Source organism: Streptomyces sp. NBC_01775 (genome assembly GCF_035917675.1).
Lineage (GTDB): Bacteria > Actinomycetota > Actinomycetes > Streptomycetales > Streptomycetaceae > Streptomyces.
Genome location: NZ_CP109104.1, coordinates 86,814 through 101,542, shown reverse-complemented (window position 1 = coordinate 101,542; position 14,729 = coordinate 86,814). Strand labels below are relative to the sequence as shown.

Sequence of the window (14,729 nt, the reverse complement as noted above, 5' to 3'; positions counted from 1 at the left end):
TCAACTCATGATCGTCCGTCTAGCGCAGCGGATCGGGATCCTCCTGGCCAGCCTGGTCGTGAGCTCCGTGCTGGTGTTCGCGTTCATGGCGGTGCTGCCGGGTGATCCGGCCCGCGTCGCACTCGGCACCAGCGCGTCGGACTCGGCGGTGGCGCAATTGCGCCAGCAGTTCGGGCTCGACCGGTCGCTCGTGGTCCAGTACTTCAGCTGGGTACACGGGCTGGTGACCTTCGACCCGGGGAACTCCTACATCTCACACGCGCCGATCGGCCCGCAGCTCGCCGACCGCCTCCAGGTCACGCTGTGGCTCGTCGGCAGCGGGATGGTGCTCGCCTGCATCCTCGCGGTCCCCATGGGCACGCTGATGGCGGTGCGGCACCGCAGGCCGTCCGGGCTCATTCTCTCGGCCGTGTCCCAAGTCGGCGTGGCCGTCCCCGCGTTCCTCGCGGGCATCCTCCTGATCACCGTGTTCGCGGTGGGGCTCGGGTGGCTGCCGGCGAACGGCTGGACACCCCCGGTGCAGGATCCGGCTCTGTTCCTCAAACAGCTGGTGATGCCCGCGCTTTCCCTCGGAGTGGTGCAGGGGGCGGTGCTCACCCGCTATGTCCGCAGCGCCGTGCTCGACGTCCTCCGCGAGGACTATCTGCGCACCGCTCGCGCCAAAGGACTCCGCCCGACGCGGGCGCTGCTGCGGCACGGCCTGCGGAACGCGGCGGTGCCCGTGGTCACCGTCCTGGCGTTGCAGCTCGCCACGCTGCTGGTGGGCTCCGTCGTCATCGAACGGGTTTTCGTCATTCCCGGGCTCGGGAGCCTGCTGCTGGACAGCGTCTCCAACCGGGACCTCATCGTGGTGCAGGACGTGGTCATGATCATCGCAATGGCGGTGCTGCTCGTGAACTTCCTGGTGGACCTGGTCTATCTGGTGATCGACCCGCGACTCAGAGGAGGTGCGTCATGAGCGCCCCGGACACGGAAACCGCTGTCGCGTCCCCGGTGCCCGACGCCCGCCGGCGCCGCCGCCCGGTGACGGGCAGCTTGCTGGTGGGCGGTCTCATCGTCGCGGTGGTGCTCGGCATGGCGCTGCTGTCGTTCGTGTGGACCCCGCACGACCCGACCCTGGTGAACCCCTCGGTACGGCTGGAGAAGCCGTCCCTGGAGTACTGGCTGGGCACGGACAAGTTCGGTCGCGACGTGTTCAGCCAGATCCTGATGGGCTCGCGCACCACGCTGTTCGTCGGCTTCGTGGCGGTCGGAGTCGCCGCCCTGGTCGGAGTGCCCCTCGGCATCGTCGCCGGAATGGCGCACGGCTGGTTCGGCGAGCTGCTGATGCGCGGCAACGACCTGCTTCTCGCCTTCCCGGCGCTCCTGTTGGCGATCATGTTCGCCGCTGTGTACGGCGCCAGCACGCTGGTCGCGATGGTCGCCATCGGCATCGCGTCCATACCCAACTTCGCCCGGCTGATCCGCGGCGGCACGCTCCAGGTCATGAAGACCGAGTACGTCGTCGCCGCGCGCGCCGCGGGCCGCGGACCGTTCGCGATCGGCCTGCGGCACGTCCTGCCCAACGTCAGCAGCCTCGTTATTGTGCAGGCCTCGGTCGGCTTCGCCATCGCCGTACTCGCCGAAGCCGCGCTGTCCTTCCTGGGCTTCGGAACCCCGCCCCCCACACCGTCCTGGGGCCGGATGCTGCAAGAGAGCCAGGAGATGCTGTCGATCGCCCCTCGGCTCGCCGTGTTCCCGGGCATCGCGATCGCGGTGGCGGTGCTCGGATTCAACCTGCTCGGTGACGGCCTGCGCGACCGCTTCGACCCCAAGCTGGAGGACCGCCGATGACCGCGGCACCTGACACGGCACCGGCCTCCGGACCGGGCGCCCCTCACCCGCCCGAGGACGTCCTGGCCGTGCGAAATCTCAACGTGGCGGTGGGCGAGAGAAAGCTCGTCGAAGACGTCGACTTCACCATCCGGGCCGGCGAGCGGGTCGGCCTGATCGGCGAGTCGGGGTCGGGCAAGTCGCTGACCGCGCTGAGCGTCATGGGCCTGCTCCCCGAAGGGCTCCGGACCACGGGCTCGGTGCGGCTCGCCGGAGTCGACCACGACCTGGTGGGCGCAAACGAGGCGCGGATGTCCCGGGTCCGGGGCAAGGAGATCGCCATGGTCTTCCAGGAGCCCATGACCGCGCTGAACCCGACGATGCGGGTCGGGCGGCAGATCGCCGAGGTGCTGCTGATCCACCGGACCAGGCCCGACCGCGCTTCCGCCCAGGCCGCAGCCGTGGAACTGCTCGCCCAGGTGGGGCTCCCCGATCCCGCAGCCGCCGCGCACGCCTACCCCCACCAGTTCTCCGGAGGCCAGCGGCAGCGAGTGGTGCTGGCCATCGCCCTCGCGAACGACCCCGCGCTCCTGGTCTGCGACGAACCCACCACCGCACTCGACGTCACGGTGCAGGCCCGGGTTCTCGACCTGATCGTGCGAGGCGTCCAGGACCGGCAGTCGGCCATGCTCTTCATCACCCACGACCTGGCCGTGGTGGCCACCGCCTGCGAGCGGGTCATGGTCATGTACGGCGGGCGGCTGGTCGAATCCGGCCCGGTCCAGGAGGTGTTCACCCGCCCCCGGCACCGCTACACCCAGGGCCTGATCGGCGCCTCGGACCTGACCGTGGTCGACGACCGCGGCCGGCTGGCCACGATCGGCGGGTCGGTTCCGCCGGCGGGCCAGTTCCCCGCCGGATGCGTCTTCAGAAACAGATGCGCGCACGCCACCGAGGTGTGCGCCACCAGACCGGAATGGGTCCCGACCGGGCCGGACTCCGGCTACGCCTGCTTCCACCCGGTGCCCGAGAGCGGCGCGGCCGGCACCGGCACCCCCACGAACCAGGAGGCCGGCCGTGGCTGAGCAACCGCCCGCCGTACATGACGACGACCCCCTCGCCCCCGGGAAGGAGGGCGGCCCCGTGGACGCCATCAGCGTCCGCGACGTCACCCGCGACTACCAGCGGCCCCGTACCTCGCTGCGCCGCCCCGGCCCGGCGGTGCACGCCCTGCGCGGCGTCAGCTTCGCCGTCCCCCAGGGGCAGCGGTTCGGCATCGTGGGCGAGTCGGGGTGCGGCAAGTCGACCCTGCTGCGGATCCTGGCCGGGCTCGACCGCCCCACCAGCGGCAGCGTCGCGATCGACGGCCGGGAGATCACCGGCCTCCGGGAGAGACAGCTGCGCTTCGTCCGCGAGCGCCTCCAACTCGTCTTCCAGGACCCGATGAGTTCGCTGGACCCGCGCATGCGCGTCGGCGACATCGTGGCCGAGCCGCTCGTCGCGCAAGGGCACGGGAACCGCAAGGAGCGGGTGGCCGAGCTGCTGGAGGCCGTCGGCCTGCGGGCCGAGGCCGCTGACCGGTATCCGCACCAGTTCTCCGGCGGCCAGCGGCAGCGCATCTCGATCGCGCGCGCTCTCGCTCCCCGTCCGAAGGTCATCGTGGCCGACGAGCCGGTGAGCGCCCTGGATGTGTCCGTACGGGCCCAGGTGCTCAACCTCATCGCCGACCTCGTCGACGAGCTGTCCCTCACGCTGGTCTTCGTCTCCCACGACCTGTCCGTCGTCCGCCACGTGTGCGACCGGGTCGCGGTCATGCACGACGGACAGATCGTGGAGACCGGGCCCACGGAACAGGTGTACGAGGACCCGCAGCATTCCTACACACGCCGACTGATCACCGCCGTTCCGACTCTGGGCAAGGCACTGTCCGGAGTGTCGGCGGCCGACCTCAACCGGGAGTACCAACCGTGAGCACCCATGTCGAACCCGACGGCGGCCAGGGCCCCGTGGCGACGGAGTTTCCCGAGGGGCTGCCCGTCGGAGACAGCTGGGTGGAGGCACCCGCCGCCGAGGACATCCGCTTCCCCTACGACGGGACGCTCGTCGCGCGGGCCCCGGTCGGCGACACCGCCCTCGCACACCAGGCGGTGGACGCGGCCGTCGCGGTCCGCGAGCAGGTCGGCCGGCTCCCCTCGCACACCCGCAGAGCGGCGCTGCTCGCGACGCACGAGGCGGTCACCTCCCGCCGCGCGGACTTCGAACGGCTCCTGGTCCTGGAGACCGGCAAACCGCTGGTCGACTGCCGTGTCGAGGTGGACCGCACCCTGCTGACCCTGCTGACGGCGGCCGAGGAAGTGGCCCGGCTGCACGGGGAGACGGTGCCGCTGGACCTGCTGCCCTCGGGCGAGGGGCTGCTCGGCTTCTGGACCCGCAAGCCGATCGGCGTGGTCGTGGGCATCTCGGGCTTCAACTACCCGCTGCTGCTCGCCGCGCACAAGATCGCCCCATCGCTGGCCGCCGGCTGCCCGGTCATCGCCAAGCCGGCCCCGCAGACCCCGCTGGCCACCCTGTGGCTGGTACACCTCCTCCGTGAGACCCTGCGCGCCGGCGGCGCGCCGCAAGCCGCGGTGCAGCTGGTGACCGGGGGCCCCGAGGTGGGCGTCGCGCTGACCACCGACCGCCGGGTCGCAGCGGTGTCCTTCACCGGCTCCGCCGCCGTGGGCCACCAGATCGCCCGGGACGCGGCACCCACCAAGGTGCTGCTCGAACTCGGCTCCAACGCCGCCCTGGTGGTGGCCGAGGACGCCGACCTCGACGCCGCCGCCGACGCGGTGGTACGCGGCGGGTACTACGCCTCCGGCCAGGCATGCATCAGCGTGCAGCGGGTCATCGTGGTGGACGCCGTGCGGGAGGAGTTCGTGGCCCGCCTGACGGAGCGAGTGCCCCAGGTGGTCGTGGGCGATCCCCGCGACCCGGCGACGAGGGTCTCGGCGCTCATCGACAAGCGGTCGACCGAGCGGGTGTGCGCGTGGCTGGACGAAGCGGTGGAAGCGGGCGCTTCGCTGGTGGCCGGAGGCAGGGTCACCGACGGGGCGATCGAGCCCGCGGTGCTGCTCGACGTGGACCGCGCCCTCGCCGTCTGGGACGAGGAGGTCTTCGGCCCCGTGGTCGCGGTACGGTCCGTCCCCGATCTGGAGACGGCCTTCGACCTGGTCAACGACTCGCGCTACGGGCTGCACGCGAGCGTCTACACCAGCGCCCTCGACACGGCGTTCACCGCTCTCGACCGCCTGGAGGTGGGCGGAGTGGTCGTCAACGAGGTTCCCGGCTTCCGCTCCGACGTCATGCCGTACGGCGGCGTGAAGGACTCCGGGGCCGGCCGGGAGGGCCCGAGGTTCGCCATCGAAGAGCTGACCGTAACCCGTATGGCAGTGATCCGTCCGACCACGAAGAAGCCGTGAGGACCATGCAAAACGACCACACCAACGCGGTGGACGCGTACTCCCGTCTGTTCAGGCTCGACGGCCGCAAGGCCGTCGTGGTGGGCGCGGGCAGCGGAATCGGCCGCGAATGCGCCCTGGCCCTCGCCGCGCACGGCGCCACCGTGGTGTGCGCCGACCGTGACCTGACGGCGGCCGAGGAGTCGGCGTCGATGGGGCCGGGCCTCTCCGCGTACGCCCTCGACGTGCTCGACGGTGAGGCGGTCGCACGTGCCGCCGAGGAACTCGGCCCCGTCGACGTGCTCGTCTTCACCGCCGCGACGAACGTGCGCAAAAGCCTGCTCGACTACACGGCGGAGGAATTCGAGCGGGTCGTGTCGCTCAACCTGCGCGCGTCCTTCGACCTGGTACGGGCGTTCGGCCGTGGCATGGCCGAACGCGGCGGGGGAAGCATCATCGGCTTCAGCTCGATCCGCGCGGTGGCCGTCGAGCCGGGGCAGGGGGTGTACGCGGCCACGAAGGCGGGCCTCGTCCAGCTGCTGCGGACCGCGGCGGCCGAGCTGGGCCCGTCGGGCGTGCGGGTGAACGCCATAGCTCCGGGCATCGTGGACACACCGCTGACCGCGCAGATCAGGGCGGTGCCGGAGTGGTCGGAGGCCTACGCGAGCAAGAGCGCCCTGGGCCGCTGGTCCCGGCCCGACGAGCTGGCCGGCGCCGTCGTCTACCTCGCCTCGGACGCGTCGTCCTTCGTCACGGGCAGCCAGCTGTTCGTGGACGGAGGCTGGACGGCGATCGACGGACGCTACACGCCGCCCAGCTGACCGAACCCCGGGCGGGCCCTTGCCCCGCGGCCCGGAGAAAACGGCGAAGGCCGCCTCCGCTCATCGGCGGAGGCGGCCTTCGACTTGCCCGTCGTCGGTGCCGGGAGCGGGTCAGTCGATTCGCTCGAAGGGCTCCTCGCCCTCTTCGTCGGGGGCGACCGTGAAGACGACCTTCTCGAACCCTCCGGTGAACGCGAATTCGCCGTCATAGCTGGACGAGGAGGGCGACAGGGTGTCCCGTCCGATGTCGAGGCCCTGCCATCCCAGGAAGTGGGGGAGGACCCGCGGAATGGCCTCGTTGCCGACCGGCTTTCCTGACACGTACAGGTGGCCGACGCCCCGCATGTCACCGGTCTTGACGAATTCGAAGGTCAGCTCCGCCGGGCCGACCGGGAGTTCTTCCGCCGAGGTCACCGTGTACCGGGTGCCGAGGAAGTTGTACTCGTAGACCAGCCGGTTGTCCTTGACGTACAGGACGTATCCGCTGCTGATGTTGCCCAGGGACACCAGGACGCCCTCGTCGGACGCGGCGGCCCGGTCGACGAAAGCGGTGATGCGGTGCGCGCGGTTCATCACCGGTGGCACCGCGGCGCCGGGCAGGTGGGCCATGCCGGGGTAATAGGTGAAGGTGGTGCGCCTGCGTGGAGAGCCGGGGCGCGGAATCTTCGCCCGGAGGGCGAATCCCTGGTCGTCCAGCGGCAGCACATCGTATTTCCCCGCCTCCACCCAGAAGCGGGAAATCATCTTCTGTAGTTGCTCGGGCCGCTTCTGCGCCAGGTCGTCGCATTCCGAGAAGTCGGTGTCGTGGTGGTAGAGCTCCCACTGGTCCGCGTCGAAGGACGTTCCGCGTTCGTGGAAGGCGACGGCCTTCCAGCCGTCGTGCCATATCGCGCGGTGCCCGAACATCTCGAAGTACTGGGCTTCCTTGCGCGTCGGCGCGGTCGGCGAGCCGAAGGTGTAGGCCATGCTGACACCGTGGATCGGCAGTTGCGGGATGCCGTTGTAGACCTCGGGAGCCTGCACGCCGAGCAGTTCGAAAAGGGTCGGGGCGATGTCGTTGACATGGTGGAACTGCTGCCTGGTCTCGCCGGTGCGCGGCAGCCCCCGTGGCCACCGCACGATGAGCGGGCAGCGGACGCCGCCCTCGTGGGTGTTCTGCTTGTAGCGCTTGAACGGCGTGTTGCCCGCCTGCGCCCAGCCCCAGGGGTAGTTGGCATGCGCGCGCGTGGTGCCGATCTCGTCGATCCGCGAGACCATCTCGTCGAAGTTCTCGGAAATGCCGTTCTGGAACGCGGTGGGATTGAGCGAACCCTTCTGCCCGCCTTCCTGGCTGGCCCCGTTGTCCGAGAGCAGGATGGTGATGGTGTTCTCCAGCTGTCCGATCCGCTCCAGGAACTCCATGAACCGGCCGATGTGGTGGTCGGTGTGGTCGACCATCGCCGCGTAGGCCTCCTGGAGGCGTACGGACAGCTTCTTCTCGTCGTCCGACAGCTCGTCGAAGGGAACGACCCCGGGGTTGTGCGGCGCCAGTTCGGTGCCGGGCGGCAGGATGCCCCGCTCGATCTGGCGCGCGTGCCGGGTGGCGCGCTCGGCGTCCCAGCCGTGGTCGAACCGGCCCCGGTACTTCTCCAGATACTCCTGGGGAGCCTGGTGCGGGGCGTGCGCCGCACCGAACGCCATATACATGAAGAAGGGCTTTTCCGGAGTGACCGAAGTCTGGTCCGTGACGAATTCGATCGCCCGGTCGACCAGGTCCTCACTGAGGTGGTAGCCCTCTTCCGGGGTCTTCGGCGGATCCACGGCGTGGTTGTCGTAGAACAGCTCCGGATAGAAGCTGTCCGTCTCGGCCTCCAGGAATCCGTAGTAGCGCTCGAACCCGCGGGACAGCGGCCACTGGGTGTACGGCCCGGACGCGGTGGTCTGCTCCATCGGCGCCAGGTGCCACTTGCCCACGGCCATGGTGTTGAAGCCGTTGTCGCGCAGCACCTCGGGCAGTGTCGCGGCGGCGGTGGTGATCCGTCCCCGGCCGCTGGGGAAGCCGGTGTCGAAGTTGGACAGCATGCGCATACCGACGGAGTGATGGTTCCGGCCGGTCAGCAGGGAGGCGCGGGTCGGCGAACACAGCGTGGTGGTGTGGAAGTTCGCGTAGCGGAGGCCGCCGTCGGCGAGGGCGTCCATGGCCGGGGTGTCGATGTCCGAGCCGAAGCAGCCGAGGTCGGAGAAGCCGACGTCGTCGAGCACGATGACCACGACATTGGGCGTGTCCTCGGGAGGCGCCTGCTGATCGGGCCACCACGGGGTCGACTCCTCGTAGGTGGTGCCGATCCTGCCTTGGAAAGTGCCGCTCGCGGACGGCGGATGCGGAGAGGCGTTGGTCATCCAGGACGCTCCTTTGCTTGGACATGCGAACGCGCGCTGCGTCGGCAGCGGGGTCCGCACTCATCACATCTGCTGGGCGGCTCGGCGGTCGGTCGAAGGGAACCGAAGGCTTGGCGCGGCCGGCAGACCCCTGGAGGTTCCGAGGAAGGCTCCAGTTAACTGGTCCTACCAGTAGTCTGGGTGTGAGTTTGGCCCGGTCCAGTTGCCGTGTCAACCACAGCCGTCCCAAGCCCGTGCGACTGTCTCCAGGCGCCGGTCCGCCCGCCGACCGGCCCTCACCAGGGACTCCCACCAGCAATCCGCCGCAGCCACGATCCGATCCATCAGGCGAGGGTGAGGGCGAGGGTGGGGGCGTGCTCGACGAGGTGCTGGCGGTAGCCGCCCTCGACCCAGGTCTTGCCGATGGTGGGATGCGCGGCGGCGACCCGCCCGATCAGCGTCTGGCCTGCGACGGAGTCCTGCCCGCCGGCGGCGGTGACCAGCACGCCGAGAAGCGGGCCGACGTGCTGGTCGGCATCGGTGAAGTGGATACGGGGCACTCGATTCCCCCTGGTGACCTGGGCTTTTCGAGCGGCGCTGAAAACCCTGGATGGCCATGCTCGCGTCAGAGACGCTCAAGGAGCAAGCAGGCGCGGGGGAAGCGATCCGCAGTTCACAACGGGGAGTGTGGTCCACCCCGCTCCGTCACGACGACTACGGGGGGCCCACATCGCCATCACCGCAACACGCAAGCTCATCGGCATCGCCTCCCTCGCCCTCCTGGGCGGCACCTCGGGCGTGGCCGTCGCCGCCGACAGCAGCACAGGGAGCGCGACCAGCGACACGTCCGAGCTGGAGTCCAAGGCCGCGGCAGCACGGGGCGGGAGTGCTGCCCTGGCTCATGAGCAGTCATGGGGCTGGCGGGCTGCGGCGTCGGTAGTGTGCAGAACTGTGGGACCGCCTGTATCAGCAGCAATCACCGAACGCTGACCGTGTGCGACGAAGAGGCGGACGGGCTGGGATTCTGGGCGGCGTACAAGCGATCCGACGGTAAGAGCGGGACAGTCAAGGACACCAACGGGTCTTCCTCCGGCTGTGGCAAGGGTACGGCTCCGGCTGGAGAGACCGTCACCCAGGTGAGGCTCATCCAACGGAATGGAAACGCGTCCATCTATCTGGGCGGCTGGCACACTGTGTCCTGAATCCGGACTGGGCACGAGGGCTCGGCGACACAGCTGCCCGAGACGGCCCCCTGCCGCGCCCCCGCCGTCCCATGGTGGGTCCAACCAAGTGCAGCACAGGGGGTGTTGGGCTCGTTCTCCAGCAACATGGCGAGGCGCTCGGCTGGGTGTCCCAGTCGAGCGCCTCGCCGGGCCTGGTCCGGGCTCGCATGTCGACGTACGGTGTCTCGCCCGCGGTGTCCACGCTCACCGAGGCGAGCGCGCGCCGGGCCACCTCGGCGTCATGCCAGGCCGGCGTGAACGGTGCGGGGGGCCACTCCCCGCCGCACCGGCAGCCGCGCAACGTGCCCCGGCACTGGTGGTAATGGCCGCCGGGTCCCGCGACCGCCTCGCCCAGCGCGCGCACCGGCGCCGATACGTCGGTGACGTGCCGACCGTCGAGGCGCCGCACGGGGTCGGCCGGCGGCCGGCCGGTGCCCTGACGGGCGGCGGCGAAGGCGGCCCCGGACGATTGCCGGCACGCCCAGGCGCTCACTCGGTTCGGCGGGGGCAATCCCTTGGAGCCGTTCGCCGGCGAGGTGCCGCCCTCCGGCTCACGGTGCGGCCCCCTGGCCGATGACGACTGGGATGCCCGCTTGGTGCAGGAAGGGCGGCTGCTCGCCGAGCGCCGCGGCGGTTCTGGTTCGACAACGGTGGGGATGAGGTCGCCGGAAAGCTCGCCGAGGCGGGACGCTTGCACGACTCGGTCACGCGCGGGGCGACGGTCGTTGACGTGGCGCTGTGGAGGCATTCGCCTCCCTCGGCCGTTGCCGAGCCGGAGACGGAGACGGAGGGGAGCGTCGTATAGGACACTCGTAGCATCCGTCCGAAGGAGTACCGGTGAGCGCCCAACCCGAACACCCCGCCGGGCCGGGGCCCGTCCCCGCCATTCCGCACACCATCAACGCCATCGGAGATGCTCTCTCCGGCGCGGAGCGGGCCCGCTTCTACGCCGAAGTCCTGGCCGCCGAGGCGAGCATGGTCCCCGGTGTGATGCGGCGCTGGTGGAAGACGGCGATGCTCAACCGCGCTCCGGCCGCCTCGGCCAGCCGCGCCAATGCCTCCGCCGGGCAGCACCTGGTCGCCGTCGACGACTTGGCCGCCCAGCTTGATGAGGCGGGCCGGTGAGCGAAGCCCGGCGAGGCTGGAGCGTCTACACCGAGAAGGTCCCGGCGACCGACATCCGTGACTGGCCCCCGGATCTGGCACGGAAGACGGTGAACTTCCTACGGGCCCTGGCACTGGAGGCGGGCGCGGCTGTCGACGCCGGCCGGAAGCCGCCGGGCGATCCCATGGATGACCTTGGCATGCGCTACAGCCTTCAGGTCGACGGCGAGCCCGTGCTCTTCGAATACCAGGTCGTGCCCGAGGCCCGTGAGATCCGCATACCGGTCCTCGTCTGGTTCGGCTGACCTCGCTCAAGGATCCCCGGGCGGCGTCCCGCAGCGCGCTGCCGGAAGCCGCTGTGCCCCACAGCGTCCCCTGTTGAAGAGCTGGGCGGCGGTATCAAAGCGCCCCGCGGGGGAGCTTCGTCGTTCACCCGCGGCTCATCGGCCACGCCCTTGCCCGGCTTCTTGGAGCAGTGGGCCGGCCGGTCGGCTGCCGGCGGTGGCGCGGGGCTCTATGGCAGCGACCCCGCGTGACCATCCGTTTCAGCTCAGAAGGCCCTCGACAGCAGCTCGATCGCCCCGCTCAGCCCGAGGGACGCCAGGGCCAGGGCGCCCGCAGTCCAGGCGAGACCGGCACGGATCTCGCGGTGGGCACGAACGCCCAGGTACGCCGCAGCGGGCGGCAGTACGCACAGCGGCAGGAAGCTCGGGTGCCAACCCTCCTCCACGGTCAGGAACCACACCAGCGCCCAGGCGCCGGGCACCCACCCGAGGACCCAGCCGCGCAGGCGCGTAAGAAAGACTTCGGTGCTCGCAGCGCTTGCGCCGTACAGCAAAGACATGTGCGGAGCACCTCGTTCGCGGACCGCGTGGTGAGCATGGCCGCAGGAGCGTACCTCGCAAGCGGCGGCCCTCGCCCGAGAACCACCTGCCCGCGGAAGCCGCCTATAGGTGTGCTGATCCAACCGGCATCGGCTTTACCGAACTCGAAGGTGTGGACGCCAGCTGGCTGCGCGGCTTCGTCCCCGTTCACGCCCAGAAGGACCTCGGCGCACAGCAGCATCGGGCCATCGACGCCCTGCTGAGCGCCTCCCAGCGCGGCTACGGCACCATCTTGAGCCTGAAGCCGCCGCACAACGGCAAGCCTTTCCCTCGCCCGACAGCTCCGAGATGAACGACGTACTGGCCCACGTCAGGTCTGGATACCGCCACCGGTGCCGCCTGCGGGGCTGGGTGACAGCACATTTCGAGGACGTCGCCCCGGTTCGTACGTTCCGAGGTATCAGCGGAGGCACTGGTCGCGAGCCTGATTCGGGCGCCGGAGACGCATCTGTGTGTTCGGTACCGGCGTCTCCGCACGCTGTCACGGGGGGAAACGCTCCGGGCGGAAGTCCGCAAGCATCTCGTCCCTCTTCCCGCTGAGGATCTCTGAAGCAAGCAGCCTGCCGATCACCGGCCCGAGCGTGATGCCGCTGTGGGAAACAGCCTCGTAGTAGCCAGGCACAGAAGGCACCGCTCCCACCGAGGGGAATCCGTCGGCCGGGATGGGCCGGTAGGCCACCTGTGTCTGTGCGATGCGGGAGTTGCCGAGTTCCGGAACGACGTGCCGCGCCGATTCGTGGAGCAGCCGTGCGAGTTCCGCTGGATCTTCACCTGTGTCGATGAGTGCGTCGATCTCGCGGCTGTGGAGGACCACTGACGCATCTCCGTCAGGACGGATCTCGATGTGGGGCGCGTGCATGGCTCGGTGAACCGGGACCTGAGCACCGCCGATCCGGGTGACGACGCCGGGTTCTCGGCGCATCGGCAAGTGCCGTGCGATGAGCCCGGCGACCTGGGAGGCGCTGGGTCCTGCTGCGTTCACGACGACGTCGACGTTGAGACAGCTCCCGTCCGAGAGAGTCACTGTCCGGATGCTCCCATCGGAGCCGATGCCGACGTCGCAGACCGCGGTCCCGGAACGGTGTTCGGCGCCGGACTCAACGGCTCGGCCGACCAGGCGGCCGACGAGATGCCGTCCGTGCACCCATGCTTCGTCGGGGTAGAACAGGACCGAGGTCTTGCCGGGCACCCTGAGAGCAGGTTCGAGACGACGGCGCACCTCGGCCCCGGTGCACACCTCGACCCTGTAGTGCCAGCCAGCCAGCAGCTCGGCCGTTTCCAGGAGCTTCGCCTCCGCTGCGGGATCATCAGCCCAGCGCAGGTGGCCGCTGGGATGCCACCAAGAGCCTGGTCCGATGGTCTCCGCAAGCTCACGGTGAGCCGCCATGCTCGCAACGTTCAGGTCGAAGTAGGACCTGCGCTCGGTCTTGTTGCTGGCGTTGACCCACGAGAAAGACCAGTTGGTGACTCCTTCGCCTGGCCGGCCCGCATCGATGAAGACCACCTCGGCCCCGTGCCGCGACAGGTTCCATCCCACGCTGGCTCCGAGAATGCCCACTCCGATGACAGCAACACGTTCAGACCGCTGCACACACCCGGCGCTCACGAACGCCCCCTTCCCGGGCCGCGGGCCAACTCCCGCTTCCAGCATGCCATTCGCCCCGTTCGGTGACGAGCGTGCGCTGAGCGTTGATGTCAGGCGAGGTCTGGACCTGGCGGGCTTGCGGATCGGTGCCGGTGTCCTGGGCGAGGGCCTCGTACCGTGCGAGCAGCCGGCGCGCAGTGTGTCGGGGTGCGCGATCAATGCCTCGGACACTGCCGGCCAGCACGCTCACGCCCGGCAGCAGCACCCGGTGCCGAGGCAGCCGGCCCACCGTCTGGTTGAACAGCGCCACCGGCCCCTCGGCGTGCGTCCACGGCCGCCCGTGCAGGAACGTGCGGAACCCTCGGGCCTACTCGGCGTCCTCGTCCGGGTGGTAGCCGTAGGCGTCGTCCCGGGTCTCCGGTCGGCCTCGCGCTCGCAGGCCGGGCAGGCGCCCGCATGACGGATGCCTTCCAGGTCCCGGTCAGCAGGAACACCCTGCTGAGGCTGATCGCCTTGCTTCCGGACCCCGCGTGGTCGGCGTGGATGAATACGCCCAGCGCAAGGGCCGCATCTACGGAACCATGCTCGTCGACGTCGAAACACGACGTCCGATCGACCTCCTTCCCGATCGGGAGGCCGACACGCTGGCGGCCTGGCTCGTCGAGCGACCCAGCATCGAGATCATCTGCCGCGACCGAGCCACCTTCTTCGCCGAGGGCGCCACCCGGCGCCCTACAGGCCCTCCAGGTCGCCGACCGATGGCATCTCTGGCACAACCTGGGCGAAGCCGCCGAGAAATGCGTCTACCGACACCGCGGCTGCTTGCGCCCCGCGCAGGCACAGCCGGAGGAAGCGGAGCCGACCGCGTTATCGCCCTGGCCGACAGGGCACCGGTTCGCGAACGCACCGCGCCAAGCACGCCACCATCCACGCTCTCCTCGCCGCCGGTCACAGCAAGCGGTCCGTCGCCCGGCAGCTCGGCATGACCCTCAGCACCATCCTGCGCTTCTCCCGTGCCACGACTCCGGAGGAGATGTTCACCGGTCGGTGGCAAAGCCGTGCGACCAGGCTCGACGACTACAAGCCATACCTCGATCAGCGCTGGCGAGAAGGCTGCACCAACGCCTGGAAACTGTGGGAGGAGATCAAGGAACAGGGCTGTCCACGCGGATACGCAAGCGTCCGCGGCTACGTCAGCTCCCCAGGACCGGGTCGCAGACTTCGACGAGTTCAGCGACCTTATGGACGACTGGGGCCGCGTCCTTTCCGAAGCCGCCCGGCGGGGGTGGGGACTCGTGGGGCTGAAGGCGTAGGGCGCGACCGCCGGTCGCCTCGCGCGGCGTGGTCGCGCGGGCGCCAGCCCGACCTGCGAGCGCAAGACCAACCGTCACCAGCGCCGAATGTCGGTCGGTTTCGACACCGGGGGAGTTCCGGGCTGGGGCGTGCCGGTCAGTCTCGGCACCGGAAGTGTGATGACGTGGCACTGGTTGGCGCGGGCTGGA

At 70.0% G+C, this 14,729-nt stretch carries 14 protein-coding genes and 1 pseudogene; 10 read left to right on the top strand and 5 right to left on the bottom strand.

Annotated features, from left to right (window positions below; translation table 11 throughout):
• Positions 1-7 precede the first annotated feature (7 nt).
• From OHB04_RS00530 to OHB04_RS00505, 6 genes are read left to right on the top strand one after another with little or no spacing between them, the layout of a single operon-like run.
• Complete coding sequence (locus OHB04_RS00530; RefSeq protein WP_326685761.1) at positions 8-958, top strand: ABC transporter permease; 951 nt, start codon at positions 8-10, stop codon at positions 956-958.
• On the top strand, positions 955-1,833 hold the full coding sequence (locus OHB04_RS00525) for an ABC transporter permease (protein ID WP_326685760.1): 879 nt from the start codon (positions 955-957) through the stop codon (positions 1,831-1,833). The genes OHB04_RS00530 and OHB04_RS00525 overlap by 4 nt, the downstream gene beginning before the upstream one ends.
• Positions 1,830-2,897, top strand: coding sequence for an ABC transporter ATP-binding protein (locus tag OHB04_RS00520; RefSeq protein WP_326806495.1), 1,068 nt, complete (start codon positions 1,830-1,832; stop codon positions 2,895-2,897). Before OHB04_RS00525 ends, OHB04_RS00520 begins: the two co-directional genes overlap by 4 nt.
• Positions 2,890-3,783: an ATP-binding cassette domain-containing protein gene (locus OHB04_RS00515; protein ID WP_326685758.1), complete on the top strand. Its 894-nt coding sequence runs from the start codon at positions 2,890-2,892 to the stop codon at positions 3,781-3,783. Before OHB04_RS00520 ends, OHB04_RS00515 begins: the two co-directional genes overlap by 8 nt.
• Complete coding sequence (locus tag OHB04_RS00510) at positions 3,780-5,273, top strand: aldehyde dehydrogenase family protein (RefSeq protein ID WP_326806494.1); 1,494 nt, start codon at positions 3,780-3,782, stop codon at positions 5,271-5,273. The genes OHB04_RS00515 and OHB04_RS00510 overlap by 4 nt, the downstream gene beginning before the upstream one ends.
• A gap of 5 nt (positions 5,274-5,278) precedes the next feature.
• Complete coding sequence (locus OHB04_RS00505; RefSeq protein WP_326809375.1) at positions 5,279-6,073, top strand: SDR family NAD(P)-dependent oxidoreductase; 795 nt, start codon at positions 5,279-5,281, stop codon at positions 6,071-6,073.
• Between the two features lie 111 nt (positions 6,074-6,184).
• On the opposite strand, the gene OHB04_RS00500 is transcribed toward OHB04_RS00505, so the two are convergent.
• Positions 6,185-8,452 (bottom strand): arylsulfatase, encoded by a 2,268-nt coding sequence (locus OHB04_RS00500; protein WP_326806493.1) that lies wholly within the window; start codon positions 8,450-8,452, stop codon positions 6,185-6,187.
• 329 nt (positions 8,453-8,781) lie between these two features.
• A pseudogene (locus OHB04_RS00495) lies at positions 8,782-8,955 on the bottom strand (IS5 family transposase); the annotation flags it as partial.
• A gap of 1,536 nt (positions 8,956-10,491) precedes the next feature.
• Here OHB04_RS00495 and OHB04_RS00490 point away from each other — a divergent pair.
• Both OHB04_RS00490 and OHB04_RS00485 read left to right on the top strand, forming a co-directional pair.
• Positions 10,492-10,779, top strand: coding sequence for a hypothetical protein (locus OHB04_RS00490; protein WP_326685753.1), 288 nt, complete (start codon positions 10,492-10,494; stop codon positions 10,777-10,779).
• Positions 10,776-11,063, top strand: coding sequence for a hypothetical protein (locus OHB04_RS00485; protein WP_326685752.1), 288 nt, complete (start codon positions 10,776-10,778; stop codon positions 11,061-11,063). Before OHB04_RS00490 ends, OHB04_RS00485 begins: the two co-directional genes overlap by 4 nt.
• A 245-nt stretch (positions 11,064-11,308) precedes the next feature.
• Here OHB04_RS00485 and OHB04_RS00480 read toward each other — a convergent pair whose 3' ends face one another.
• Entirely contained in the window at positions 11,309-11,602 is a 294-nt protein-coding gene (locus OHB04_RS00480; protein WP_326685751.1) for a hypothetical protein, read from the bottom strand.
• A 152-nt stretch (positions 11,603-11,754) separates the two neighbouring features.
• Between OHB04_RS00480 and OHB04_RS00475 the strand changes: the two genes are divergently transcribed.
• Positions 11,755-11,934, top strand: a complete 180-nt coding sequence (locus OHB04_RS00475) for a hypothetical protein (protein ID WP_326685750.1) — start codon at positions 11,755-11,757, stop codon at positions 11,932-11,934.
• Positions 11,935-12,123: 189 nt separating this feature from the next.
• On the opposite strand, the gene OHB04_RS00470 is transcribed toward OHB04_RS00475, so the two are convergent.
• The gene (locus OHB04_RS00470) at positions 12,124-13,233 is read right to left on the bottom strand and encodes an NAD(P)/FAD-dependent oxidoreductase (RefSeq protein ID WP_326809374.1); all 1,110 of its coding nucleotides are present in this window, start codon (positions 13,231-13,233) and stop codon (positions 12,124-12,126) included.
• Positions 13,220-13,537 carry a hypothetical protein gene (locus OHB04_RS00465; RefSeq protein WP_326806491.1) on the bottom strand — a complete coding sequence of 106 codons (318 nt, stop codon included), beginning with the start codon at positions 13,535-13,537 and terminating at the stop codon, positions 13,220-13,222. Before OHB04_RS00465 ends, OHB04_RS00470 begins: the two co-directional genes overlap by 14 nt.
• Before the next feature lie 220 nt (positions 13,538-13,757).
• Here OHB04_RS00465 and OHB04_RS00460 point away from each other — a divergent pair, with 220 nt between their 5' ends.
• The gene (locus OHB04_RS00460) at positions 13,758-14,213 is read left to right on the top strand and encodes a transposase (RefSeq protein ID WP_442814764.1); all 456 of its coding nucleotides are present in this window, start codon (positions 13,758-13,760) and stop codon (positions 14,211-14,213) included.
• Positions 14,214-14,729: the final 516 nt, after the last annotated feature.

Bases quoted from the DNA above. Each gene is read 5' to 3' on its own strand.
- OHB04_RS00500 (WP_326806493.1), bottom strand. From the start codon at position 8,452: ATGACCAACGCCTCTCCGCATCCGCCGTCCGCGAGCGGCACTTTCCAA.
- OHB04_RS00530 (WP_326685761.1), top strand. From the start codon at position 8: ATGATCGTCCGTCTAGCGCAGCGGATCGGGATCCTCCTGGCCAGCCTG.
- OHB04_RS00525 (WP_326685760.1), top strand. From the start codon at position 955: ATGAGCGCCCCGGACACGGAAACCGCTGTCGCGTCCCCGGTGCCCGAC.
- OHB04_RS00480 (WP_326685751.1), bottom strand. From the start codon at position 11,602: ATGTCTTTGCTGTACGGCGCAAGCGCTGCGAGCACCGAAGTCTTTCTT.
- OHB04_RS00520 (WP_326806495.1), top strand. From the start codon at position 1,830: ATGACCGCGGCACCTGACACGGCACCGGCCTCCGGACCGGGCGCCCCT.
- OHB04_RS00505 (WP_326809375.1), top strand. From the start codon at position 5,279: ATGCAAAACGACCACACCAACGCGGTGGACGCGTACTCCCGTCTGTTC.